We start from the raw sequence: 25,171 nt of genomic DNA, 5'->3' as shown, positions 1-25,171 counted from the left end.
CGCCAGCGCCGGCCGCCGACGCCAGTGCCGCCGGCGCGCAGGCCGGCGCCGCGCAGGCGCAGACCGGCACGCCGTCGCCGCCGGACACCACCGGCCCGACTCCGGCCGCTGCCTTGCCGGTGGAGGCGCCGCCGGCGCAGGGCGCGCGCCGCTACAAGGTCAACCTGCCGCCGTCGGCGAAACTTGACATGGATGTGGCCCGGGTCGACGCCGACGGCACCAAATGGACCGGCTCCGCGAACATGAGCTGGCAGACCGACGGCAGCACCTACCAGGCCTCGGCGGAAGCGGGCATCAGCCTGCTGGTGACGCGTTTGAACCTGCTGGTGATGCGCAGCGCCGGCACCATCGACGATTACGGCATCGCCCCGAACACCAGCACGCAGAAGCGCGCGCGCAGGGCCGAGACGGCGACCCATTTCAACCGCGACGCCGGCACCATCACGTTCTCGGCGTCCGAGCGCAGCTACCCGCTGATGGCCGGCGCGCAGGACATGACGACGGTGCCGTTCCAGCTGGGCGGCATCGGCCGCGCCGACGTCAATCAGTTCGGCAGCGATATCGACATGCAGGTCGGCGAGGACAAGGAAGCGAACATGTTCCGCTTCCAGCTGGTGGGCGAGGAGGAGCTGGACACCAAGATGGGCAAGGTGGTGACCTGGCATCTGAGCCGGCCGCCGCGCCCCGGCAGCTACTCGTCACGGCTGGACATCTGGCTGGCGCCGGGCCTGAACTGGTACCCGGTCCAGCTGCGCAATACCGAAGCAAGCGGCGCGCTGACCACGCAAACCGTCTCCAAAATCACGATGTCAGAATCAGGGAAATAATATGCATACTTCTTACACCACGCGCCTGCTGGGCATGAGCGCCGCCATCTTGTTGAGCTGCGCGGCCCGCGCCGCCGACGCCCCGGCCGGCGAGCACCCGAGCGTCAAGCGCCCATACAGCCTGCCGCCGTCGGCCGACCTCACCTACGTCATCAAGGCCAAGCAGCACGGCTTGAGCCTGGGCGGCACCGCCACCGTGCAGTGGCGCGCCGGCGACGGCAAGTACTCGGTGGCCACCGAAAGCCGCGTCTCGCTGCTCGGTAAAATCCTCGACAACCGCAGCGAGGGCGCGGTCGACGACTACGGCCTGGCGCCGGCCGCCTTCGTCGAGAAGCGCTTCCGCAAGGATCCGACCACCACCACCTTCCAGCGCGACGCCAGGACCATCACCTTCAGCGAAGGCGACGAGACCTATCCGATCAAGGGCGGCGAGCAGGATCGCACCAGCATCCAGTGGCAGCTGGCGGCGCAGGCACACGCCGCGGCGGACAAGTTCAAGCCGGGCAGCGAGTGGAAGTACTTCGTGGCCGGCCGCCGCGACGCCGAGGTGTGGAGCTTCAAGGTGCTGAAGAATGAGGCGGTGCAGGTCGGCGCGAACGAGGTCAATGCGGTCCACCTGGTCAAGGCGCCGCCGCCGGACGCCCAGGGCCAGCAGGTCGACCTGTGGCTGGCGCCGTCGATGGACTGGTACCCGGTGCGTGTGCGCTTCAACGACGCCGACGGCGATTACGTCGACCAGACGCTGGAAAAGGCCGTGAAAAAGTGAGCTCCTGCTATACTGACGCCCCCGCAATCTAGTCGTTGCGTTGCGTACAGAATGGCAAAGAATGATAGAAATTACAACAAGTGAGCTGGATCAGCAACAGCAGCAGGACAGCCTGCAAGCCCACTTCCAGCCGAATTTTTCGGCCGACGAGATCGAGCAGGTCTACCACCTGAAACGCGCGCAGCCGCTGCTGCAGGTGTTCACGGCGCTGTTCCACGGTGGCTTCGACGGCGTCCTGGTGCGACTGCTGGTGCTGCGCGAGCTGGCGTCCGACGCCGCTTCGTCGACCTTCTCGCGCGCCGACATCAACACCCGCCTGGCCTACCTGCTGCCCGAGTCGCTGGAGACGGTGCTGATGCGCCTTCGCACCAACCAGCTGCTGGCCTGGGACGCGCAGCAAGCCGTCTACCGCGTCACGCCGATGGCGCGCAACGTGCTGTCGGCCATCGACGGCCTGCTCGCGCTGGGCAAGGAAGAGGACAACGCCGACATGGGCTTCCTGCTGTCGCAGGTGGCCGGCGCCCAGGTGATGGGCGGCGTCACCGTCGAACAGCTGAACCATCTGCTGGGCCGCCTGGTCGACCTGACCGAGGAATTCTCGGACGCCATCGCCTCCGGTTCCGAGTTCCGCCTGCGCGCCTCGCAGGCCAAGTGGCACACCGCCTGCGACTGGGTGGAGAAGGGCTCCGAGATCCTGCGCGCCATCCTGTCCGACGAAAACGCCGACGGCGCCACGCACAAGGCGGCGCAGGCCATCGGCCGCGCGCAATCGGCGCTGCTCAACATGCAGGGTATGTTCTCGCGCGCGCTGAACCAGATCGAACGCCAGCGCGTGCACCTGGGCCAGTCCGGCCTGTCCACCACCGACATCAAGCGCTGGCTGCTGCTGCACGAGGACCTGGCCTCGCTGGCGACCGATGCCATCGACCAGCCGGTGGTGCCGCTGTTTATCACGCCGGCCGAGATGATCGACGTGGCCGAGACCGAGCTGCTGCAGGACCGCGCCGTCAGCGCCGTCTCCAACGGCCTGCCGACCGGCACCGACGCCCCGACCACCATCAGCGACGGCCCGCAGATGCAGCGCGAGCTCGATGACTGGCTGGCGCGCCTGTCCGACTTCGCGGCGCTGGGCAATTTCCCCAGCATCGCCGACGAGGGGCCGAAATCGATCCCGGTGCAGGATTCGCTGCTGCCGGCGTCGTTCGCCGTGGCGTCGTACCGCGCCTCGATGCTGCCGCTGCTGGGCGACGCCGACGAGGCCCGCCTGCAAGGCGCCACCGCCGAACTGGCGCGCCTGCCGGTCAAGTTCACCCCAACCGACGAAATGATACAGCTGCCCGATTTGCACGTGGCGGCGATGTCCCTGGCCTCCCTCTCACTGTCTTTGAATACGGAAGGCGACAAGTCAGATGAATGACGATTCCCAAATCCTGATCGCGCGCCTGCTGACGCATCAAACCCTGCGCCGCGACGATAAACTGGTCAAGCGCGTGCTGTCGGACGAGTTGTTCCGCGCCGAAGTGGACGCGCGCCTGCTGGCCACCGGCCTCAAACTGCTGGACAACGTCTACGCCGACCACGTGACGATCGCGCTGCACCGCGCCATCGAGCCGAAGATCTTCGGCGCGCGCGACGTCTGGCAAAACAATAACTTCGGTTTGTCGCGCGATGGCGTGGCGCTGCTGGTGGTGCTGTGGGCGCAGATCATCCTGCCCAAGCGCGAACGCCAGGAGACCCACCAGCACGCGGACGACGACCAGAACGACATGTTCGGCGTGGAGAAGCCGCTGCCGCGCGCGGAAGACACCTCGATCGGCATCGCCTACAAGGCGCTGCTGGCCGACTTCGGCGACAAGTTGGGCAAGAAGACCCGCCTGGACATGAACCTTGGCATCCTGGCCAAGCTGGGCTTCATCGAGCGGCGCGGCGACGTGATCGTCGAAGGCCCGCTGCTGGACCTGATGATGGATACCGACCTGCTGAAAGAGCGCATCATCAACGGCGCACTGGCCGACGTGTTCAAACGCTCGCCGGCGCAGATCATCCCGGTGCCGCGCAGCGCGCCGCCGGTCGCCGCCAACGACGAGGCTTTGCCGGAAGAAGAGGCGGAAGCTGTGGAGGAAGAGATCATCCCGGCCTTCGAAGCGCCGCCGCCGGCGCCGCTGCCGTTGACCGAGCCGGTCGAATCGCCCGACCCCGAACTTCCAGCCAAGGACTAAGCCATGTTTCACATTAAATCGTTAGAACTGGTCCACTGGGATTACTGGCAGCGCATCAAGAACATCCCGCTGGACGCCAAGATCATCACCATCGCGGGCCAGAACGGCTCCGGCAAGACCACCTTGCTGGACGCGCTGCGCACGCTGTTCGGCCTCGATTGCTCGATGGGCCGCACCTACAAGCACTACGCCCGCCACAGCGGCCAGCAGACCGCCTGGCTGCGCGCCGTGGTCGACAACAAGAACGTCGGCAAGCAGCTGTCCAACCGTCCGTTCCGCAGCTCCGGCTTCTTCAGCGACGACGAGGTCACGCTGTTCTGCCAGATCCAGAAGAACGGCGGCGACTGGAAGCGCCAGTACCTTATGCGTCCCGGTAACGTGCAGATCGAGGACATCGGCGAAGCCGGCAACGACTGGCTCGGCGTCGAGAACTACCGCAAGCGCTTGGCCAACGCCGGCCTGTCGCCGGCGATGGCGAAGGTGCTGGCGCTGGAGCAGGGCGAGACCGACAAGCTGTGCGAATACGCGCCGCGCCAGTTGCTGGACCTGGTGTTCCAGGTCTTCGGCGACAAGGAGGTGCTGGACGCCTACGACGAAGCCAAGCGCCATCAGCGCGACACCGAGATCGAGCTGAAACGCTTCGAGAGCGAACTGGAAGCCTCCAAGACCAACCTGGAGGGCCTGCGCCTGCGCGTGGCCAACTACCACCAGTGGGAAGACCTGAACAAGGAACGCCGCAACCTGCAGGAAGAAGTGCTGCCGACGCTGGAGTATCACGAGGCGCGCGAGAAGCACGCCAACATCAGCCGCCAGTTGCGCGACGCCCGCAAGCCACTGATGCAGGCCGACCAGCAGTTGACCGACAAGCGCAACGCGCTGGCCGCGCAGGCCAAGGCGTTGAGCGACGCGCAACAGCACGAGACGGTGCTGGAGCAGGAATCGACCGCGTTGCAAAGCCGCCTGAATCAGATCAACGGCAAACTGAAGCCGCTCGACAGCCTGCTGGAGCAGAAGGCGCGCCTGCAGAAGCTGGCCGCCGACGCCGGCGCCGACCTGGCCGAAGTGGCGCAGCAGCTGCAGGAAAAGGAAATCGAGCTGGCGCGCCAGCGCATGGCGCGCGACGCCGTCGCCACCAAGATCGCCGGCGAGCTGTCGACCATCGCGGCACTGCAGGGCAAGACCGCGATGCCGGAGCCGGAAGCGCAGCGCACCATGCGCCGCGCGCTGAACGACGCCGGCATCGGCCACGCCATGCTGTCCGACATCGTCGAGGTGACGGATGCGCGCTGGCAGGGCGCGATCGAGGGCGTGCTGGGTGGTTATGCCTCCGTGGTGCTGCTGGATAAATCGTCCGACGCTTCGGCCGCGTACCGCCTGGCGGAGAAGGAGCGCTATCGCCACTTCATCGTGCCGGACCTGGTGCATGCGCCGACGGTCAAGGACGATTCGTTGATGTCGGTGGTGAAGTTCTCGGCCAAGGTGCCGGCGTGGCTGGTGGAGCAGCTGTCGCGCATCACCCGCGTGGACACGGTGGACGCCGGCGCCAAGCTAGGTAGCCACGACGAGTGGATCACGCCGGACGCCTACCACCGCGAACGCCGCGGCGGCCGCTCGCTGTTCGTGGAAGCTTCGCGCTACCGCTTCGGTTCCGCCGGCCGCACACAGCGTATGGAAGCGATCCAGAAATCGTTGCCGGCGCTGGAGGCGCAGGAGGATGCGCTGACGCTGATCGTCTCCAAGCTGGCGACGGAAATCAGTTCGCTGAAATCGCGCCTGGCCGGTGTGGACGCGGCCAAGGAACTGGCTGCGCGCCAGGAGGAGTTCGACGAGGCGGCGCGCAACGCCGTGCCGCTGAAGGAAGAGCGCACCGAAGTCGGCACCCGCCTGGGCGAGCTGCAAACGCTGATCAAGAACGCCGTGGTCACGCGCACCCGCGCCGATACCACGTGGCAGAACGCGCGTTTCGCGCTGTCCGAGTCGGAGGCCGGTCTGCGCCTGAACAACAAGCGCCAGATCGAGCAGCGCGCCGACCATGCGCGCGCCTTGCTGGCGCTGCGCAAGAGCTGGCGCCATCTGCCGAAGAGCTGGCGCCGTCCGGCGCGCCGCGCGGCGCTGGTCAGCGAGCACCAGAACTCGCACCAGGTGGTGCTGCGTATCCATTCGCTGGAGGCCAGCCTGGCCCGCAGCGACTGGGAACTGGACGCCACCGTGATCGACCAGTATCAGCGCCTGAACGAGCAGCTGCATGGCCGCCAGTCTGAAACCGAGGAGCGCCGCTACCAGAACAACCGCGCCATCGAGGCCACCGGCAACGCGCGCGGCGCCTACATGGAGCGGCTGCGCTACACCATCAAGACCTACTCCAAGAACATCAAGGAGCTGGGCGAGCTGGCGGGCATCGAGGTGCACTCCGATCCGGTGCGGCTGGAGAACGACGATACGCTGCTGTCGCAGGCGGGCCTGCACGTGCGCTTCAAGTTCGACGGCAAGGGCATCATCGGTATGAACGACGGCGAAGCGTCCGGCGGCCAGCAGGTGATGAAATCGCTGGTGCTGCTGATTGGCTTGCTGAAGTCGGAGGATGGTTCCGGCGGCTTTGTGTTCATCGACGAACCGTTTGCTCACCTGGATATCCGTAACATCCAGCTGGTCGGCGAGTTCCTGAAGAACACCGAGGCGCAGTACCTGATGACGACGCCGCTGACGCACAACACCGACGTCTACGATCCTTCGGAGCTGACGCTCATCACGAGCAAGAAGAAGAAGGATACCGAGTGGGCGCAGCCGATCTTCGTGCTGCAGCGCCGTCCGGCCGAAGCGGCCAAGGTGGCCTGACGGTCAGTCGAAGGTCAGTCGAAGGTCAGGCTGTCGGCTGCCGGGGCTATGCCCAGTAGCCGGTCCAGCTGCAGGGCGAGGGCGGCGGCGGTGTCGTTGCCCTTGGCTTTTTGCACCGCCTCCAGATAGGGCATGCGCAGCTCGCGGAAGTCGTCGACCGAGCTGGCTTTTTCCACCTTCAGCTGCAAGGTGAAGCCGCGCAGGCCTATCGTGCTCTTGATGGTCTTGTTGAAGAAATTGTAAAGCGACTGGAATTGCTGGACCTGTGCGGCCACCGGCTGTTTCACCTGTTCGGGTTCCGGCTCGGGCGGTGCCGCCACCGGCGCTTCCGCCAGCGACACGTAGCTGGTCGACAGCACGATGAATTCCCCCGCCAGCAGCTCGGTCAGCGCGCCGGCGGTCAAGCCCAATCCCGCCACGTTGCGCAGCAGTTCCTCTTCGGTCTTGCGGCCGTCGATCAGTACCAGCAAGGTGCGCAGGCGCGGCGCCAGCTGATGCTTGCGTGTCGCGATTTCTTCCCGGCCCTTGGCGGTTTTGTCGTAGATGGACGTATTCATAATTGTGATTTCAGCACAAGAAAATTGCACTGTGGATACATTCAGCATACCACCAAATGCGCTCCGCCCATACGAAATACGATAGCACTGTCGCGAAAACGACGTCGCTCGTCTGTGCTGAACAAGGACAGGGGGCTGCGCTCTGGGGTATGGGCTAATAGGCTCCGGGAATAGTTCAATGCTTGAAAAAATCGAAGAAAATCGACATAGAAATCGAAGCTTTGCTACAAGGAGCGCGGAGGAGCACCCCGTGTGCATACTCCCACGGGGCGGCGGGCCCGGGCGCAAGGATTGCGGTGGTTCGACTTACAGCAGCTCGCCGGCGTCGCCGTTCGTTTCGCCTTCGTCCGGCACCCAAGTCAGGATGTCGCCCGGCTGGCAGGCCAGGCGTTCGCAGATCTTCTCCAGCGTGGAGAAGCGGATGCCTTTGACCTTGCCGGATTTGAGCAGCGACAGATTTTGCTCGGTGATGCCGACGTAGGCCGCCAGTTCGCGCGATTTCAGCTTGCGCTTGGCCAGCATCAGATCGAGGTTGATCAGGATCGCCATCAGACAAAGCCCTCGTTCTCTTCGCGCAGGCGGCGGCCTTCGTGCATCAGCCGCGTGATTAGGTAGAACATCCCGCACACCAGGATCAGCATCAACTGCTCGGAATTGACGCCGACCGCGAAGTGCCGGCCGCCGTCGCCGGCCAGGCGCAGCGCCAGCGTGCGCACCGGCGGCTCGGCGATCGACAGCGCGGTGGAAAGCAGCGTGGCGCCGGCGAAGGCGCGCAGGTGGCCGATCGACTGCGCGCTGAATAACTCCCGGCGGTGGAAGTTGAGCAGTAGCCGGTCCAGCCGCCACAGTCCATACACCAGCACCAGCGTGGTCGGCAGCGCCAGCGCGGCGCCCAGCACGCGCACGGACGGCGTCAGCGCAAGGCGGGCGCCGAAGGGCATGCCGATGGCGGTCATGTCGATGGTCATGGAGCCGATGCTGGGCGCGTAGGTGGTCCACGCCAGCACGAAGAAGGCCGCTTGCGCGGCCACGCACAGCCACAGCAGCGCGCGGATCAGGGTGATTTTCATATTTATCGTAATATAGTAAAAAATTATCGTTTTACATTAAATTTTTGTTGTTATATATTGTACCTTTATTGGAGGCGACGATGAAATTCATATTGGTACTGATGATGGCGATGTTGTCCGGTTGCGCGGTGCGGATCGGCGAGGGCAGCGTGGTGCATCCCGATCGCGCGGGCGAGGCGCGGCCCGCGGGGCGCATCGGCGACGGCGGCGCGGCGGACTACGAGCTGGCGCCGGTGTCGCTGGCGGCGGACGATGTGCAACTGAATGGCGTCAAAGCCACCGCCGCCGGCGCCAGCAACGCGCTGACGGTGCTTTACTTCGGCGGCAACGGCTTCCATCTGGATGAACATGGCGACCATGTGCTGGCCGCCATCGGCCCGTGCCGCGCGGACGTGGTGATGGTCGATTATCGCGGCTACGGCCGCAGCACCGGCGTGCCGACCATCGCCGCGCTGAAGGCCGACGCGCTGCGCGAGTTCGACCTGGTCAACGCGCAGGCGCCGGGCAGGGTGATCGTGCATGGACAGTCGCTGGGCAGCTTCATCGCCGCCTACGTGGCGCAGCAGCGGCCGGCCGTGCGCGGGCTGGTGCTGGAATCGACCACCACCAACGCGCGCGACTGGGCCAACAACATGCTGCCCTGGTATGCGTGGCCGTTCGTGCGGGTGGAGTTGAGCGAGCCGCTGCGGGGGATAGACAACGTGGCGGCGGCGTCGGGCTACGCCGGGCCGGCGCTGGTGCTGGAGGGGAGCGAGGACGAGGTCACGCCGCCACGCCTGGCGCGGCGGGTCTACGACGCCTTGCCGTCAGCCGAGAAGCGCATGGTGATGGTGCCGGGCGCCGGACACAATGGCGTGTTGTCCAGCGCGGCGGTGCGGCCGGCCTACTGCGAGTTCGTGCGGCAGCTGGCGGCCCGCTAGTTTATTTGATATCGAAGATGTCGATCGGGCGCGGCACCGGCACCTGGGTGCGGCGCCAGCGGATCAGCAGCACGCTGTAGCAGCAGTAGAACCCGGCCAGCAAGCCAAACAGCACGGCCGTCAGCGGATTGCCGATGAAGTCCGGGTCCAGCGGCAGGCGGTCGTGCATGTGCAGGTAGGCTTCGAACAGGCGGTAGATCAGGCGGCTGATGAACAGCATCGCCACCAGCAAACCCAAACGGCGGTTGGGCGTGTAGAAGAAGCCCTCCTGCGTGTTCTCCAACCGGGTCAGTTGCATGTTGCGGTAGCCCAGCGCGGCGCCGAACGCCGCACCCACCGCCAGCGCGGCGAAGGCGTCCCACTTGCCCAGCAGCGTCGCGGCCAGCACGCCCAATACGCCGGCCATCACCACGGCGGCGGTGTAGTGGCGCCACAGTTCGGACCTGGTGCGGCCCATCAGGCGTTTCAGGCGCGAGTAGATGCGCCAGATGGCCAGGGGCACCAGCAGCAGCAGGACGATAGTAGGCATATCCATAGACGATTCCAACGGCGTGATTCGAAGAACCGCGATTGTACGCCACTCCGCCTGCGCGCCCCAGCGTTACAGATTGTCGCGGAATATCCGGCATTGGTTGACATTCACGGATAGCATAAGCAAACTGGTCCGCAGCAGCCTCGCTTCTGGACCGAAAGGACATCCATGAACAAACCGTTAACCATGCTGCCCCTGAATCTGGGATTGATGGCCGCCTCGCCGCAGGCCGGCGCGCAGGAGGGCGGCTACCGCCTGCCGCCCGCCGCGCTGATGGACATCGTTGACGCGCCGCGCGCGCCGGGCCTCAGTCTGAGCCCGCAACGCAACCTGGCCGCCGTGGTGCAGACGCCGCCGCTGCCCGGCATCGCCGAGGTGGCGCAGCCGGAGCTCAAGCTGGCCGGCCTGCGCATCAATCCGCGCACCTGTTCCTCGTCGCGCTTCTCGTTCGGCACCGACCTCGGTCTGCTGGACATCGCCACGCAAAAGGAAAGCCGCATCAAGGGCCTGCCGCGCGCGCTGCGCCTGGCGGACCTGGCCTGGTCGCCCGACCAGCGCCACCTGGCGTTCTCGCACGTGGCCTACAAGGGCGAGCGCGGCGCGGTGGAATTGTGGCTGGTCGACATCGAGGCGCGCAAGGCCAGGCGCTTGTCGGCGCAGCCGTTGTCGGCGGTGCTCACGCGCGGCTTCAACTGGCTGCCAGACAGCAGCGGCCTGCTGGTGCACTGGCGTCCCGCCGGCATCGGCAAGGCGCCGCAGTCGGACGGCGTGCCGGCCGGCCCGATGCTGCAGGATAGCGAACCGGGAGGCGCGCCGCGCCAGCTGCGCACCTATCAGGACCTGCTGAAGAACGAGGACGACGCGCGCCTGTTCGAGTACTACGTCACGGTGCAGATGGTGCTGCTGGACCTGCACGGCAAGCCGCGCCCGATCGGCGCGCCGGGGCAGTTCTCGCGCACCTCGATCGCGCCGGGCGGCCAGTACCTGCTGACGCAAAGCGTGACGCGGCCGTATTCCTACATCGTGCCGGCGTCCAGCTTCGGCGAGCGCATCGAGGTGCGCGACCTGGAGGGCGAGGTGCTGCACACGGTGGCCACGCTGCCGCTGGAGGAGGGACTGCCGCCGGGGAACGACGCGGTGTCCGAGGGCGTGCGCCATGTGTCGTGGCGGGCCGACGTGCCGGCCACGCTGGTGTGGACCGAGGCGCAGGACGGCGGCGATCCGGCGCGCCCGGTGGTCGACAATGTCCGCGACGTGGTCTACCTGCACGCGGCGCCGTTCCGCGAGCCGCCGCTGGTGCTGGCGCGGCTGACGATGCGCTACGCCGGCGTGGCCTGGGGGCGCGGCGACGTCGCCCTGATCAACGAGCGCTGGCACAAGACGCGCGACTACAAGCAGTGGATGATCGAGCCCGAACACTTGTCGACGCCGCCGGAGCTGATCTACGCCGGCTCGTACGAGGACCGCTACAACAGCCCCGGCTCGCCGGTGATGCGGGCCGACGCCAGCGGCTTCCCGCGCCTGCTGATCGGCCCCGGCACCACCATCCTGCTGGACGGCGCCGGCGCCACGCCGGAGGGCGACCGTCCCTTCATCGACCGTTTGAGCCTGACCACGCGGCAGAAGGTGCGCCTGTTCCAGAGCGAGGCGCCGTACTTCGAGAACGTGGCGGCGGTGCTGAACGACGACGGCACGCTGCTGCTGACGACGCGCGAGTCACCGACCGAGCGGCCCAACTACTACCTGCGCGATCTGACGCGGCCCGAGGGCCTGCAGCTCAAGGCGCTGACCAACTATCCGCATCCGACGCCGCAGCTCAAGGACGTGCACAAGGAGCAGATCCGCTACCCGCGCAACGACGGCGTCGAGCTGACCGCCACGCTGATGCTGCCGTCCGGGTACGACGCGGTGCGCGACGGCCCGCTGCCGCTGCTGATGTGGGCCTATCCGCAGGAATTCAAATCGGCCGGCGCGGCCAGCCAGACCACCGGTTCGCCGTACCGCTTCAACGCGGTCAGCTACTGGGGGCCGGCGGCCTTCCTGGCGATGGGCTACGCGGTGCTGGACAATCCCTCCTTTCCCATCATCGGCGCCGGCGACGCGGAGCCGAACGACAGCTATCTGCCGCAGCTGGTGGCGGACGCGCAGGCTGCGGTGGACGAGGTGGTGCGGCGCGGCGTGGCCGACCGCCACCGCATCGCCATCGGCGGCCATTCGTACGGCGCCTTCATGACCGGCAACCTGCTGGCGCACACGCGGCTGTTCCGCGCGGGGATAGCGCGCAGCGGCGCCTACAACCGCACGCTGACGCCGTTCGGCTTCCAGTCCGAGGAGCGGGCGTTCTGGCAGGCGCAGGAGGTGTACCAGGCCATGTCGCCGTTCAATAACGCCGACAAGATCAAGGATGCGATGCTGCTGATCCACGGCGCCGAGGACAGCAACTCCGGCACCTTCCCCTTGCAGAGCGAGCGCATGTTCCAGGCCATCAAGGGGCTGGGCGGCACGGCGCGGCTGGTGATGCTGCCGAACGAGTCGCACGCCTACCGCGCGCGCGAGTCCATCCTGCACATGCTGTACGAGACCAACGCGTGGCTGGATAAATACGTGCGGCACGCGAAACCGGGGTAGAGCGGCGTAGAATGGCGGTACGACTCAGCTCAAGGAGTACCGACCATGCACCTCACCCACCGCGCCCCCGACCCTATCCCGGTGGATGACCCGGCGCCGCCGGCCATCCCCCATCCCGTGCCGCAGGACGACCCGGTGCCGGACCACAATCCGAGTTAGTCGAAGGCCCAGGTGTAGAGCACGTCCAGCGCGTTGTTGGTGCCGGTCTGGAACTGCAGCGCGATACGCGGGTTCAGCTTGTACTTCAGCTTGACCAGGCTGGTCGCCGTGCCCGCGCCCTGCTCGAAGCTCAGGTAGGCGCGCGACGACAGCCGCTTGCCCACCGTGACCACCGTGGTCTGCAGGCCCGTGGCCGCGCCGGCCGAGTTGCCGGCCGCCTGGCTCACGCCCAGTTCATCCACGCCCAGCGCGTTGGCCAGCTTGCCCTGGCCGCCGCCGAACAGCGCGCCCGCCGCCGCGCTGAGCAGCGCCATGTCGTTGCCGGCGGTGTTGTCGATGCCGTGGCCCAGCACCAGCCAGGCCAGCTTGTCGCTGTCCGACACGGCCGGCGTGGACACCAGCTTGGCCACCGGCGCCAGCGCCGTGCCGCGCACCTCCACGCCCGCCTCCACATTGGTCTCGCTGAGCGCCTCGCCCTCGGGCCGGCGGCGCACCGCCAGGATGCTCAGGCCCGGGTTGTCGTAGGCGCCGGTGAAGTTGATCACGCCGCGGTCGATCGCCAGCTTCTGTCCATACGCCGCGTAGGTGCCGTTGACCACGCGGATGCTGCCGTTGACGCGCGGCGGCCGGCGGTCGGCCACGTGGATGCGCACCGCGCCGGCCAGCTGGGCGTCCAGGCCCTTGCCTTTGAGGTTGAAGGCGTCGCCCAGGTCGGCCTCCAGGTCGATGTTGAGCGGCTGGCCTTGTTGCGCCTGCGCCTTGGCCGGCGGCGCGCCCTTGCCGATGATGACCACGTCGTCGCTGAGCGTGGGCGTGTTCTCGCCGGCCAGTTCGATGTTGGCGCGGTCGGCGCGGAATTTGCCGTCCAGCTGGAAGCGTTTGGCGTCGCGCACCAAGGTGCTCTGGCCGCTGACCACCAGGATGCGGTCGGGGCGCGACAGCACTTCCAGCTTGTCGGCGCTGAGCTTGAGGTTCATGGTGGCCTCGTTGGCCGCGTAGCGTATCCAGCCGTCGGCCTGGGCGTGGCCCTCGTTGCCGTCGAAGGCCAGCTTTTGCAGCTGCAGCTGGTCGCCGCTCAGGCGCGCCTGCAACTGGCCGTTGCGCAGCTTGATGCCCTGGTCGACCCAGCTCAGCACCAGCTTGTCGCCGCTGATATCGCCGTCCAGCAGCGGCGCGGCGATGGTGCCGGCGCCGGTGACGGCCAGCTTGAGCGCGCCGTCGATTTCCAGTCCCGGCTGGCCGGCCAGCGGCGCCAGCCAGGCCAGCGATCCCATATTGGCGTTGCCGCTCAGCGTGATGGCGCTGCTGTCGGCCAAGCGGCCGTCGTGCAGCTGCGCGGTGGCGTCGATGCGGGCCTGGCCGGCGCGGGTGCCGTCCACCTTCAGTTGCAGGCGCAGCGTGCCGTCGTTGACGTCGACGCGGCCGTCCAGCGTGCGCAGGCCGAGCGGCTGCGGCAGGTCGGCGCCGGTGATGGTCAGGTCGCCCTGTTCGCGGTAGACGTGCAGCAGGCCGCCCAGCACCGGCGGGCTGTCCTTGCTGGCCGCCTGCAGGTGCAGGCCCCATTCGGCGCCGACGGTCATGGTGCTGCGGACGTTGTCGCGCCAGGCGTCGGAGAACTGGGCCAGGTAGTTGACCGGCACGCCGGCGGCCATGCCCTTGCTGCGCCAGGCGGGGCCGGTTTTTTCCAGGCTGTCGATGCGGATGCTGCCGTCGGGGAGCTTGATGGCGGTGGCGCCCAGGGCGATCTGCTCGGGGTGCAGCAGGCCGGCGACGCCGCTGCCGGCCGGCGCGGCCAGTTTGAGCGGCGCCGGCGCGGCCAGGGTGAAGGCGTAGCGGCCGCGGTTTTGCAGGGTGTCGATGGCGCCGGTCCAGGTGTCGTTGGCCCAGCCGCCCTTGACGCGCACGGCGGCGTCGAAATCGGCGTTGCTGGCGCTGAGCTGCAATGTGTGGCTGCTGCGCGTGCCGCTGGTTTGCAGGCGCGCCTTGTCCAGCGTCAGGGAAGGCGAGACGTAGCGGGTGATTTCGATGTCGCTCACTAGCGGGACGTCAGCGTAGGTGTCGGCGTCGGCGCCGCGTGCCGCGTTGGTGCGTGCCGTGGCGCGGGCGTTGGCGCCGGTGGCCGCGCGGCGGTCCTGCGCCGTGGCGGTGGCTGGCGCGTTCGCCGAGGTGGCCGCCGATGCCACGGCCGATTTGGCCGCCGACGTGACCGCCGAGATGGCCGACGCGATGGTTGGCGGCGTGCCGGCCGCCAGCGCGGCGGTGTTGCCCAGCGTGGCGCTGCCGCGTATCGTGCCGATTTGCTGCTGGCCGGGTGCGCGCAGGTTGGCGCCGTCCAGTGCGAGCGTCAGCGCCGGCTTGGCGCGGGTGCCGGACAGGCTGCCGCTGGCCTGCAGCGTGCCCGCGAACTGCGGACCCAGCGCGGCCAGCTGCGGCGCGCTGAGCTTCCAATCGAGCTTGTCGCGCGGGCTGCCGAAACTGCCCTTGGCCTGCAGATTGTTGGACGCCAGCCGCAGGTCGATGTCGGCGTTGTCGATGCTGTCCTTGTCGGCGCTCAATCGCGCGTAGCCGCTCAGCGGCGCGTTGGCGAAGGTCGAAGGCTGCAAGGTCAGGTTCACGCCGGCGCGCCAGTCGGCGGCCAGCCGCGCGTCGGCCGTGAACGTGGCGTTGACGGCGCCCGCCTGCGCCGCGCCGAAAGCGGCGGGATTCAGGCGCTGTATGGCGCCGCTCATTTTCAGCTCGGGCGTTTTCTTCGGCCCGGCCAGCGCGACGTCGCCGGCGGCGTGGATCAGGCTATCGGCCACGGGGCGCTTGGCGGAGGCCAGGCCCAGTCCCTTGGCGTCGGCTTCGAAGCTGGTGCGCGGCTCGGCCATGCTGCCGGTGACGATGCCGCTGGCGCTGACGGCGCCGATCAGGTCCGAGGCCAGTGCCGACAACTGGCGCGCGTCGACTTTCCAGCGCAGCTGTTCGCCCGGCGCGCCGAAGCCGCCGCTGATGTCGGCGGTGTTCTGCGCCATCGCCAGGTGGGCGTCCACGCCGCTGATGTGCTGCGCGTCCGCATTCAGCTTGCCGTTGCCGGACAGCGTCTGGCCCGCGAGCTTGCTGGCCTTCAGGTCGAAGCTGGCCGCGACCTGCCATGCCGGCGCGACGTGGCCGCTGGCGTTGATGTCGGCATTGAGGTCGGCCACCGGATAGCCGGCGCCCAGCGCGGACGGATCGAAATGGTCGGCGCGCAGCTTGGCGCTGAATTCGCGCTTGTCTTTGAGGCTGGCCTGGCCGGTGGCGCTGATGCTGCCTTTCTTGGCCAGCAGGCGCGCTTCCTGCAGCTGGAGCAGCGCGTCGGCCAGCGAGGCTTGCAGGTCGAGGCGCAGGCCATCCTGCGCCAGCCTGGCGCTCAGCGTCTGCTTGCTTGGCGTGCTGCCCAGCGTGATGTCGCCGGCCACACTGGTCTTGTTGATGCTGCTGTGGATGTTTTTCAGGTCGAGGCGATCGGTGTGCAGCGCGAACTGCGCGGCGTCGACGCCCGCGTCGGGCGCGCTGCGCTTGACGTGGCCACCGCCGGTGAAGCGTCCCGCCGCGCCCAGGTCGAGCAGCACGTTCTCCAGCTGGGAGGCGGTCAGCGTGCCGGCCAGCTTGCCGCTGAACGCCTGCAGCGGCAAGCCTTGCTGGTCGAGCGGAGCGGCCTTGCCCTGGTTGAGCAGGGCGAACTGGCCGGACAGCTTTTGATCGGCCGCGATGGCGGCGCTGACCTGCAGGCTGAATTTCGCCTGCGGCCAGCTTGGGTCGAAGCCGGCCGGATCGAGGTCGCGGGCGTTCAGGTCCAGCGCGCGCAGGATGACGGGGTCGAACGGCGCCAGCGCCACATTGGCCTTGCCGCTGGCGCCATTGGCGCTGCCCTGCGCCTTGAGCGTCAACAGCGCCAGGTTACCGCCGGCCTCCAGCGACAGCCGCGCGCCGCCGGTCTTCGCCGGCTGCGCGCTGCCTCCGCTCTGCGCCAACCGCGCGGTGGCGCCTGTCGGTGCCGGCCGCGTGGCAGCGCCGGTCTGCGATGATTGCGTGGCGGCGCCGGTTTGCACCAGCGCGGCCTTGCCTTGCAGCGCGAACGGCTTGCTGGCGCCGATGGTCAGGTCGGCGGTGGCGTCGCCGAACGCGGTGTGGGCGCTGGCCTGCTGCAGGTGCCAGCTGGTGCGGTCGCCGTACAGCTGGAAGCGCAGGCGCTCGATCACGTTGCTGCCGGTGGCGCTGGTCAGCGTCAGCTTGTCGAGCCGCACGTCGGACAGGCTGAGACGGAAGGGCGCGGCCAGCGACTCGGGCATCTTGGCCGGCTCCGACGGGCCGATGCTCTGCACCGTCAGCGCGGCCACATGCAGCTCGCTGATGGCCAGGCCTTCGGAAAAATACTGCAGCGGCGACCAGTTGATGTCGATGTCGTCCGCCGTGATGACGCTGTCCTTGCTGCGATAGACCAGATGCCCGATGTGCATGCGGTGGTACAGCGATCCGGAGACGCCGCTGACGGCGATCTGCCCGCCGCTGGCGTTGGCGATGCGCTGCACCAGCTGCTGCAAGGTCGATTCGCGGCCCAGCAGCCAGAAGGCGCCGGCCAGCAGCGCCACCAGCACGCCGAGCGAAACCAGCACGCGGCGCGGCCAGCGGCGGCGCGGCGTCGCGGCGGCGGTGTTCGGCGCGTCCGGCGACGGCGGGGTTGGAGTGTCTTGGTTGTCGGCCATCAGAAGGTGAATCCCAGCGAGAAGTGCAATCGGTATTTATGGACCGCGTGGCCGTACGCGACGTCCACGTTGATCGGCCCGACGGGGCTTTTCCAGCGGCCGCCGGCGCCGTAGCCGGATTTCGGATGCAGCGCGCTGAAGGTGTCGCCCGCGTTGCCGGCGTCGTAGAACACGGCCATGCCGTAGGTGGGCTTGAACCAGTACTGGAACTCGGCGCTGCCGGTGGCCAGGTAGCGGCCGCCCGTGATGGCGTCGCCTTCGTGCACGCCCAGCTCCTGGAAGGCGTAGCCGCGCACCGACTGGTCGCCGCCCGCGCGGAACAGGTACACGGCCGGCACGCCGTTCTTGTCGCGCGAAGCCAGCGCGCCCATTTCCCCGCGCAGTATCAGGTTGGTGCTGGCGGTCAGCGGCCGGTACCAGACGGCGCGCGCGTAGCCGCGCACGAAGGCCTCGTCGGTCAGGATGGGCAGCAGCGCGCCGCCCAGCTGCGCGTTGAGCGCGTAGCCCTTGGTCGGGAACAGCAGGTTGTCCAGCTTGCGCCAGGTGACGGCGTAGGTCAGCGGCAGGCTTTTGCTGGTGCTGGACGGGATGCCGTCGATGGTCTTGGTCTCGGTCAGCAGCTCCAGCGACAGGCTGCGCTCGAGCAGCGGCGTGCCCCAGGCGCGCTTGCCGGCCACGCTGGCCACGCTGGTGACCTCGCCCGAAATGTCGCTGCGCTCGAACGAGGCGCCGAAGCTGTCGTTGTAGCCGTCGGCCGTGGTGGGGAAGTAGAAGTCGCTGCGCGCGGTCTGCTTCTTGGTCTCCAGCGTCAGCGCGCTTTTCATGCGCAGGCCGAACACCGACAGGTCGTCATACGCCAGCGAGGCGCGGTTGCCGGTGTTGGTGCTGAAACCCAGGCCGGCGCTGACGTTGCGGCGCTTGTTCTCGGTCACGCGCACCAGCAGCGGCAGCGGCGCCATCGCGGCTTCGGCGTTCTGCTTCGGCGTGGCGGCGCCGGCATCCAGCTGTTCGTTGAGCACCGCGCCCATGTCGGCGCTGACCTCCACGCCGCTGAAGTAGCCCGTGTCCTGCAGGCGCGCCTGGTAGGACTGCAGCGCGGCCTCGCTGTAGTAGTCGCCCGGATGGATGGGATTCAGGTTGCGCACGATGGCGGCCGGGTAGCGCTTCAGGCCCTCGATCCGCAGCTCGCCGAAGCGCAGCTCCGGGCCGCTGTCGAGCACCACCCGCAGCGTGGCCACGTGGTTGTCCGGGTCCACCGTGGCCTGGGTGTCGGTCAGCTGCGCGCGCGGGTAGCGCGTCTGCACCACCTGGCGCAGCAGGCCGCGCTTGGCCTGCTCCCAGTCGGTCTGGCGGAAGATCTGGCCTTTCTTGAGCGTCCACCCGGCTTTCAGCGCGGTGGTGTCGAACTGTTTTTCGGGCGGCAGGTCCGGCACCGGCGCGAAGCCCTGCAGCACCAGGTCGACGTCGCCGACCCGCACCGGCTCGCCCGGCTGCACGCTGACTTCGACCCGGGGCGTGTCGCCGTCGCGGTCAAGCCGGGCCTCGACCACCGGCGAGTAGTAGCCGTCGGTGGCCGCCAGCGTCTTGACCTGCTCGGGCGCGGCGCGCACCAGGCGCACCAGCTGCTCGCGGTTCATGCGCGCGTTGCCGCGAAAGCGCAGCAGGTCAAGGTTCTGTTCCAGCAGTTCCCGCAGCGGGGCCGGGGCGTCGATGTGGACGTCGTACTTCAATCCCTGCGCGGCGGCGGGCAGCGCCACGGCTGCGAGGACGCCGGCCACGGCGAGGCGGCCGGATACTTTTGCCACAACTTGTGCCAAAATTCGTGATCCTGCCATTTTTTTTGCTGGCGATGCCGGTAACATGAGACTCCATCAGGGTGTACGCTGGCTGACATGTTACCGGATTGCCCTAAAAGATGGCGTACTTATAACGTTGCAAGACCCTGCAAGTCCTTGAAAGAACAAAGCAATGCTGCCTACCGATTCCGCCCTGGTCCTGTTTAGCGGTGGCCAAGACTCCACCACCTGCCTGGCCTGGGCGCTGAAGCACTACGCGCGCGTGGAAACCATTGGCTTCGACTACGGCCAGCGCCACGCCGTCGAGCTGACCGTGCGCCCGTCCGTGATCGCGCGCCTGCGCGCCCACTCGCCCGAGTGGAACGCCAAGCTGGGCGAGGACCACATGATCGACCTGTCGCTGATCTCCGAGATCTCGCAGACCGCGATGACGCACGATATCGCCATCGAGACCCAGGCCAACGGCCTGCCCAACACCTTCGTCCCGGGCCGCAACCTGCTGTTCATGACGGTGGCCGCCACCGTGGCCTACCGGCGCGGCCTGACGGTGCTGGTGGGCGGCATGTGCGAGACCGACTTCTCCGGCTACCCGGACTGCCGCGACGACACCATGAAGGCGCTGCAGGTGGCGCTCAACCTGGGCATGGACACCCGCCTCAAGCTGGAGACCCCGCTGATGTGGCGCGACAAGCGCCAGACCTGGGAGCTGGCGCAGGAGCTGGGCGGCCAAGCGCTGGTCGATCTGATCCGCGACGGCACCCACACCTGCTACCTGGGCGAGCGCGGCGCGCTGCACGACTGGGGCTATGGCTGCGGCACCTGCCCGGCCTGCGCCCTGCGCGCGCGCGGCTACCGCCAGTTCGCGGGCACCGAGGTGTAGATGCCCTCCGCCCCCCGGGCGCGGCTGCGCCGGCTGCTGCAGGCATCGCTCTCGCCGGGCGTGCTGGCGGCGCTGGTGCTGGCCGGCTGCCTGGGGGCGACCGGCGCGCTGTGGCTGGGCGCCCGCGCGCAGGCCGGGCAGGAGCTCGAGGCCGACTTCAACAGCCGCGTGCGCGAGCTGGTCAACAATCTCGACCGCCGCATGCAGACCTATGAGCAGGTGCTGTACGGCGTGCAGGGCCTGTTCGCCAGCTCGGTCGTGGTGGACCGCGCCGAATTCCGCGCCTACCTGGCCGGGCAGAACCTGGACGCGCACTTCCCCGGCATCCACGGCGTCGGCTACATGGCGATGGTGACGCCGGAGCGGCGCGCCGAACACCAACGCCTGGTCCGGCTGGACGGCGACCCCGATTACCGCATCCGCCCGGACGGCGCGCGCGCCTGGTACGCGCCGGTGGTGTATCTGGAGCCGTCCGGCGGCAGCAACCGCCACGCCTTCGGCTACGACGCCGCGTCCGAGCCGGTGCGGCGCGGCGTGCTGGAGCAGGCGCGCGACTCCGGCCTGCCCGCCGTCAGCGGCCGCATACGGCTGGTGCAGGAGGAGGTCGAGCCGGCCCAGTCGGGCTTTTTGATGGTGCTGCCGGTGTACCGGCACGGCCAGGCCACCGGCACCGCGGCCGCGCGCCGCGCCGCCATCGACGGCTGGGTGTACGCGCCGTTCCGCATGGGCGACCTGATGGCCGGGCTGGGCGGGGCGCGCGCCGCCGCGCTGGCGGTCCAGATCTACGACGGCGACGCCGTGGCGCCGGCCGCGCTGATGTACGAGAGCCATCCGGGCGGCGCCGGCGGCCAGCGCAGCAGTGTGCGCCGGGTCAGCGCCGGCGGCCATCCGTGGACGCTGCTGATCGCCGCCCGGCCGGGCGCCGCGCCGGCGCGCGACCAGGCGCGCGAGGTCGCGTTAGGCGGTGTGTTGCTGAGCGCCTTGCTGGCCGGCCTGACCTGGCTGCTGGCGCGCGGCCGCGTGCGGGCCCGCGCCGCGCAGGCGCGCGCCGAACAGCTGGCCGGCGAGCTGCGCGAGGGCCAGGCCACGCTGCGCGTGCTGGCCGACGGCGCCCAGCGCAGCCAGGCGATGTTGCGCAGCATTCTAGATTCCACCGTCGACGGCATCCTGGTCGACAACCTCAAGGGCGGCGTGCTGACCGCCAACCGCCGCTTCCGCGAGCTGTGGAGCGTGCCCGAGCAGCTGGACTGGCAGGCCGACAGCGCCGCGCTGATGGCGCACATGGCGCGGCAGCTGCGCCATCCGGGCCAGGCCGCGCCGCCGGCGCCGGCGGCTGGCGGGCCGCCGGCCAGCCAGCTGGAACTGCTGCACCTGAAGGACGGCCGCGTGATCGAGCGGCACACGCGCGGCCTGCTGCTGGGCAGCGAGCCCGCGCGGCTGTGGTCGTTCCGCGACATCACCGAGCGCACCCAGGGCGAGCAGCGCGAACACAACCGCCGCCACGTACTGGAACTGCTGGCCACCGGCGCGCCGCTGCCGGCCATCCTGGAGAGCGTGGTGCTGGGCGTCGAGGCCGGCAACGAAGAGATGTTGTGCAGCATCCTGCTGCTTGACGAGGCCGGCGAGCGCCTGCTGGTGGGCGCGGCGCCCAGCCTGCCGGCCTTCTTCAACGCCGCCGTGCACGGCCGCCCGATCCACGGCAGCCAGGGCGCCTGCGCGCAGGCGGTGCTCACCCGCAGCCGGGTGATCGTCGAGGACATCCGCCGCGCCTCGGCCTGGACCGAGTACCGCGACCTGGCGCTGCGCGCCCGGCTGGGCGCGTGCTGGTCCGACCCGATCTACGGCGCCGGCGGCAACGTGCTGGGCACCTTCGCCATCTACCACCGCGAGCCGCACTCGCCCAGCGCGGCCAACCTCGCGCTGATCGAGCAGGCCGCGCGGCTGGCCGGCATCGCCATCGAGCAGGCCCAGGCGGCGGCCGCGCTGCGCGCCGGCGAGGCCCGCTTCCGCAGCCTGTACGACCACGCGCCGGTGGCGCTGTGGGAGCAGGACTGGTCGGCGGTGCGCGCCGCGCTGGCCGAGCTGGAGCTGTCCGGCGTCGACGACCTGGGCCGCTACCTGCAGGCCAACGCCAGCCAGCTGCGGCGCCTGGCCGGGCTGGTGCGCATTGTCGACGTCAACGCCGCCGCGCTGGCGCAGGTGGGCGCGGCGCCGGGCCGGCACGAGGCGCCGCGGCTGACGCTGGCGCAGAACTTCGATGAGGCCGCCATGCCCAGCTTCGCGCTGGCGCTGACCGCGCTGGCGCAGGGCCAGCACTTCTTCGCCTGCGAGGGCAGCTTCGAGCGGCTCGACGGCACGGTGCGGCTCAACGAGCTGACCCTGCTGGTGATGCCGGGCCACGCGCACAGCCTGGACTTCGTCATCGTCTCGACGCTGGACGTGACCGAGCGGCGCCGCCTGCACGACGAGCTGCGGGTGCTGGCCACCACCGACTTCCTGACCGGCCTGCCGAACCGGCGCGAGTTCATGCGCCGGCTGGAGGACGAGCACGCCCGGCTGCGGCGCGCCGCCGGCGGCCGCGCCGCCGTGCTGTTGCTGGATGTCGACCACTTCAAGCGCATCAACGACGCGCACGGCCACGCGGCCGGCGACGCCGTGCTGCGCCAGCTGGGGGCGGCGCTGCGCGAGGGCCAGCGCCAGATCGACGTGGTCGGCCGCATCGGCGGCGAGGAGTTCGCGCTGCTGTTGCCGGGCACGGCGCCGGAGGAGGCGGCGGTGCTGGCCGAGCGCCTGCGCCAGCGCGTGGCGCGGACGCCGATGGGGCCCGACGACGGCGCGGCGGTGACGGTGACGGTGAGCATCGGGATCGCCGCGCTGGACGGCGCCGAGGGCGGCGGCGAGGCGGCGCTGCGGCGCGCCGACCAGGCGCTGTACCGCGCCAAGCGCGACGGCCGCAACCGGGTGGCGCTGGCGGGGGAGGAGACTGGGGACGGGACGGGGAAAGAGGCGGATCGGCCGGGAGTTCAGGTCCCGGCCGCTTCCGGTTGAAACTGTGGGGACGGCTTAGACGGCGTGTTCCATGGTGGCGCGCAGCTGCTGTTTGCGGGAGCGCGAGCGGAACACCATGTACAGGCCGACCGGGATCAGCAGCGGCAGCAGCAGGGGCGAGACCGCCGCCGCCACCACCACGGCCAGCAGCACCAGGCCGCTGATCATCAGGATGCCCAGGCCGGCGAACAGCAGGCCGACAAACACCGCGCCGCAGGTGATGGCCACGGCGGCGATCAGCAGACCGCCGCCGGCAAACACGGTGCCGAGCAGGAAGCCCAGCGGGCCGTCGATCTCGTCGCCGTCGATGTTGACGTGCATGCCGTCACCGAAGATCGACTGCCACGCGGCGACAGCCAGCAGGGTGACGAAGGCGGCAAATACCAGTTTTTTAGCAGTGATTTTCATGGCGGACCTCGGTGGTTGGGTGGTTCTGTTTTTCCTGTGCCGTTTGGCATGGTTGAACTGTACCGATCGCCCCCGGCGGCGGCCAGCGGATTGCGACAGACCGGCAAATTGGCGGGATGGAATGCTTGTCCGGCGCGACGAGCCGGAATCGTCCTTGATTTAAAGTTATGCCTGCCTATACTGATACTCTGACCATTGCAGGGAGGGCTCTAACATGGCTTGGCTAGAATTGAGCGAGGGTCAATCGCTATCCTCGATTTGCAAGCGGACCTGGCGCCAGCGCAGCGCACAGCACCTCTCCGGCGGAGGCCCCAAGGGCCCGCCATCGGCGCCGCCGACGATACCGCCCATCATCATCACGCCGTTCAGCTACCACACGCCGGACCCGGCCATCGACCCGCGCGTGACGCCGCTGCGTCCGCCCATCATGCCGCCGCCGCGGCCGTGCATCTCGTGCTGAGCGCCGCCGGCTGAACGCACCGCCGCCGGACGTAAAAAAAGCCCGCTACATGCGGGCTTTGGCGCTGGGCGGGCGGTTTATGCCCGCGCCCTGCGGCGGCGGCGCGCGATGACGCCCACCAGGCCCAGGCCGGCCAGCATCATGGCGTAGGTTTCCGGTTCCGGCACCGGCGCGCTGATCCGGTACAGGCCGGCGTTGGAGGTGGCCTGGAGCGCGGTGTAGAACTTGTCCACGCCGCTGCCGGCGTTGAACGCGTAGAAGTTGGTGACGTTGCCCGGTCCGCCCTGGCCATTGCCGAAGTGCAGGCCGACGATGACGTTGCCGGTCAACAGCTGCGGGAAGTCATAGGTGGTCACGTGGGTCAGGCCGTTGGCGCTGACGTTGAACGAGGTGATCGGCACGCCGCTCTGGCCGCTGAAGGCGAACTGCGTGGCCAGCAGGCTGGAGACCGTCAGCTTGTCGGCTGGCGAGCTGTCGACCACGTTGCCGGCGACGCTGTAGCATTTCGAGACCGTCACGCCGGGCACGTCGAAGGTGAGGTCGGTCGTGGGGCAGTCGCCCGCCGAGGCCAGCCCGGATGCGGACAGCAGGGCTGCCGCGGCGATTTTTGGAAGTAAATTTTTCATCATGGACCTATCTTAATAAAAACGCGGATTGGATTGGCGGCGGCGGCTGGAGAGACCCAGCAGGCCGAGGCCGGTCAATAGCATCGCGTAGGTGCGGGGTTCGGGAACCGCCGCGATGTACGAATGGTTGTCCGACTCGAAGGCGTTCTGGTTGGACGAGAACGTGACCCGGGTGATGGTCGTGCCGTGGTCGGCGAAGAAGTTCATGTAGAAGCCGGTCTGCTGGTTGCCGTTGGCCAGCAGGCTGGCGGCCGACGCCATGGCGTCGCCGTTGATCTGCAACACCTGCGTGGCGCCGCTGTACAGGGTGACGATGTTGTAGTTGTCCGGCGAGCCCATGTAGTAGCCGAAGTAGCTCACGCCGAGGCCGCCGAACGTGACGCTGGACGACGATGGCTGGCCGTTGCTCACGCCGACCGAGAAGAAGGCGGTGGCGTCGCCCGGCGGCTGCGCTGCGTAGCCTGGATTGCCCGGCGACGGGATCAGGGCGCCGGCCTGGTCGTAGGTGGCGAAGCCGGCCGGCAGCAAGCCGTCGTCGAAGGTGTTGGTGGTCACGCCGGCCACCGCGGAGGTGGTGCCGCCGGTCGCTGTGTAATTGACGGCGGCGCCGGCGTTCAGGGCGGCGCCGGCCAGGCCGAGGGCCAGCAGGGTTTGGGCGATCATTTTGGACGTTCCTTGTGCTTTTTAATTTTATTAACAACTGGAAACTGATG

The 25,171-nt window shown here is 68.6% G+C and carries 19 protein-coding genes; 10 read left to right on the top strand and 9 right to left on the bottom strand.

Annotated features, from left to right (window positions below; translation table 11 throughout):
* From ACUJB0_RS27555 to ACUJB0_RS27535, 5 genes are all read left to right on the top strand, one after another.
* Positions 1-827, top strand: an 827-nt coding sequence (locus tag ACUJB0_RS27555) for a DUF3108 domain-containing protein (RefSeq protein ID WP_444848036.1), incomplete at its 5' end; no start/stop codon positions are given.
* 1 nt (position 828) lies between these two features.
* A complete protein-coding gene (locus tag ACUJB0_RS27550) occupies positions 829-1,593 on the top strand; it encodes a DUF3108 domain-containing protein (protein WP_444848035.1) in 765 nt (254 codons plus the stop codon).
* A 61-nt stretch (positions 1,594-1,654) separates the two neighbouring features.
* Positions 1,655-3,010 (top strand): hypothetical protein, encoded by a 1,356-nt coding sequence (locus ACUJB0_RS27545; protein ID WP_444848034.1) that lies wholly within the window; start codon positions 1,655-1,657, stop codon positions 3,008-3,010.
* A complete protein-coding gene (locus ACUJB0_RS27540) occupies positions 3,003-3,812 on the top strand; it encodes a hypothetical protein (RefSeq protein ID WP_444848033.1) in 810 nt (269 codons plus the stop codon). Before ACUJB0_RS27545 ends, ACUJB0_RS27540 begins: the two co-directional genes overlap by 8 nt.
* Before the next feature lie 3 nt (positions 3,813-3,815).
* Positions 3,816-6,647 carry an ATP-binding protein gene (locus ACUJB0_RS27535; RefSeq protein ID WP_444848032.1) on the top strand — a complete coding sequence of 944 codons (2,832 nt, stop codon included), beginning with the start codon at positions 3,816-3,818 and terminating at the stop codon, positions 6,645-6,647.
* Between the two features lie 14 nt (positions 6,648-6,661).
* On the opposite strand, the gene ACUJB0_RS27530 is transcribed toward ACUJB0_RS27535, so the two are convergent.
* From ACUJB0_RS27530 to ACUJB0_RS27520, 3 genes are all read right to left on the bottom strand, one after another.
* A complete protein-coding gene (locus tag ACUJB0_RS27530; RefSeq protein WP_444848031.1) occupies positions 6,662-7,204 on the bottom strand; it encodes a hypothetical protein in 543 nt (180 codons plus the stop codon).
* Positions 7,205-7,510: 306 nt separating this feature from the next.
* Positions 7,511-7,753, bottom strand: a complete 243-nt coding sequence (locus ACUJB0_RS27525; RefSeq protein ID WP_444848030.1) for a helix-turn-helix domain-containing protein — start codon at positions 7,751-7,753, stop codon at positions 7,511-7,513.
* Positions 7,753-8,274, bottom strand: a complete 522-nt coding sequence (locus ACUJB0_RS27520) for a DUF2975 domain-containing protein (protein WP_444848029.1) — start codon at positions 8,272-8,274, stop codon at positions 7,753-7,755. The genes ACUJB0_RS27525 and ACUJB0_RS27520 overlap by 1 nt, the downstream gene beginning before the upstream one ends.
* 80 nt (positions 8,275-8,354) lie before the next feature.
* Between ACUJB0_RS27520 and ACUJB0_RS27515 the strand changes: the two genes are divergently transcribed.
* On the top strand, positions 8,355-9,194 hold the full coding sequence (locus ACUJB0_RS27515) for an alpha/beta hydrolase (protein ID WP_444848028.1): 840 nt from the start codon (positions 8,355-8,357) through the stop codon (positions 9,192-9,194).
* A gap of 1 nt (position 9,195) precedes the next feature.
* On the opposite strand, the gene ACUJB0_RS27510 is transcribed toward ACUJB0_RS27515, so the two are convergent.
* On the bottom strand, positions 9,196-9,729 hold the full coding sequence (locus ACUJB0_RS27510) for a CcdC protein domain-containing protein (RefSeq protein WP_444848027.1): 534 nt from the start codon (positions 9,727-9,729) through the stop codon (positions 9,196-9,198).
* Positions 9,730-9,894: 165 nt separating this feature from the next.
* Between ACUJB0_RS27510 and ACUJB0_RS27505 the strand changes: the two genes are divergently transcribed.
* Positions 9,895-12,354, top strand: a complete 2,460-nt coding sequence (locus ACUJB0_RS27505) for an alpha/beta hydrolase family protein (RefSeq protein WP_444848026.1) — start codon at positions 9,895-9,897, stop codon at positions 12,352-12,354.
* A gap of 155 nt (positions 12,355-12,509) precedes the next feature.
* Here ACUJB0_RS27505 and ACUJB0_RS27500 read toward each other — a convergent pair whose 3' ends face one another.
* Together ACUJB0_RS27500 and ACUJB0_RS27495 are read right to left on the bottom strand one after the other, a co-directional pair.
* Entirely contained in the window at positions 12,510-17,240 is a 4,731-nt protein-coding gene (locus ACUJB0_RS27500; RefSeq protein WP_444848025.1) for a translocation/assembly module TamB domain-containing protein, read from the bottom strand.
* Entirely contained in the window at positions 17,240-19,075 is a 1,836-nt protein-coding gene (locus tag ACUJB0_RS27495) for an autotransporter assembly complex protein TamA (protein ID WP_444848024.1), read from the bottom strand. Before ACUJB0_RS27495 ends, ACUJB0_RS27500 begins: the two co-directional genes overlap by 1 nt.
* 133 nt (positions 19,076-19,208) lie before the next feature.
* On the opposite strand from ACUJB0_RS27495, the gene queC reads away from it, so the two are divergent.
* Together queC and ACUJB0_RS27485 are read left to right on the top strand one after the other, a co-directional pair.
* Positions 19,209-19,916, top strand: coding sequence for a 7-cyano-7-deazaguanine synthase QueC (gene queC / locus ACUJB0_RS27490; protein WP_444848023.1), 708 nt, complete (start codon positions 19,209-19,211; stop codon positions 19,914-19,916).
* Positions 19,917-22,964 (top strand): sensor domain-containing diguanylate cyclase, encoded by a 3,048-nt coding sequence (locus ACUJB0_RS27485; protein WP_444848022.1) that lies wholly within the window; start codon positions 19,917-19,919, stop codon positions 22,962-22,964.
* Positions 22,965-22,979: 15 nt separating this feature from the next.
* On the opposite strand, the gene ACUJB0_RS27480 is transcribed toward ACUJB0_RS27485, so the two are convergent.
* The gene (locus tag ACUJB0_RS27480) at positions 22,980-23,372 is read right to left on the bottom strand and encodes a hypothetical protein (RefSeq protein WP_444848021.1); all 393 of its coding nucleotides are present in this window, start codon (positions 23,370-23,372) and stop codon (positions 22,980-22,982) included.
* A gap of 214 nt (positions 23,373-23,586) precedes the next feature.
* Between ACUJB0_RS27480 and ACUJB0_RS27475 the strand changes: the two genes are divergently transcribed.
* Positions 23,587-23,832, top strand: a complete 246-nt coding sequence (locus tag ACUJB0_RS27475; protein ID WP_161092562.1) for a hypothetical protein — start codon at positions 23,587-23,589, stop codon at positions 23,830-23,832.
* Between the two features lie 77 nt (positions 23,833-23,909).
* Here the strand turns inward: ACUJB0_RS27475 and ACUJB0_RS27470 are convergent, their stop codons facing one another.
* Both ACUJB0_RS27470 and ACUJB0_RS27465 read right to left on the bottom strand, forming a co-directional pair.
* A complete protein-coding gene (locus ACUJB0_RS27470; RefSeq protein WP_444848020.1) occupies positions 23,910-24,461 on the bottom strand; it encodes a PEPxxWA-CTERM sorting domain-containing protein in 552 nt (183 codons plus the stop codon).
* 9 nt (positions 24,462-24,470) lie between these two features.
* Complete coding sequence (locus ACUJB0_RS27465) at positions 24,471-25,121, bottom strand: Npun_F0296 family exosortase-dependent surface protein (RefSeq protein WP_444848019.1); 651 nt, start codon at positions 25,119-25,121, stop codon at positions 24,471-24,473.
* Positions 25,122-25,171 lie beyond the last annotated feature (50 nt).

It is taken from the genome of Duganella caerulea, from assembly GCF_040362985.1.
GTDB lineage: Bacteria > Pseudomonadota > Gammaproteobacteria > Burkholderiales > Burkholderiaceae_D > Rugamonas > Rugamonas vulcania.
Note: the sequence above shows the minus strand (reverse complement) of the source record. Positions and strands in the feature narration are given on the sequence as shown.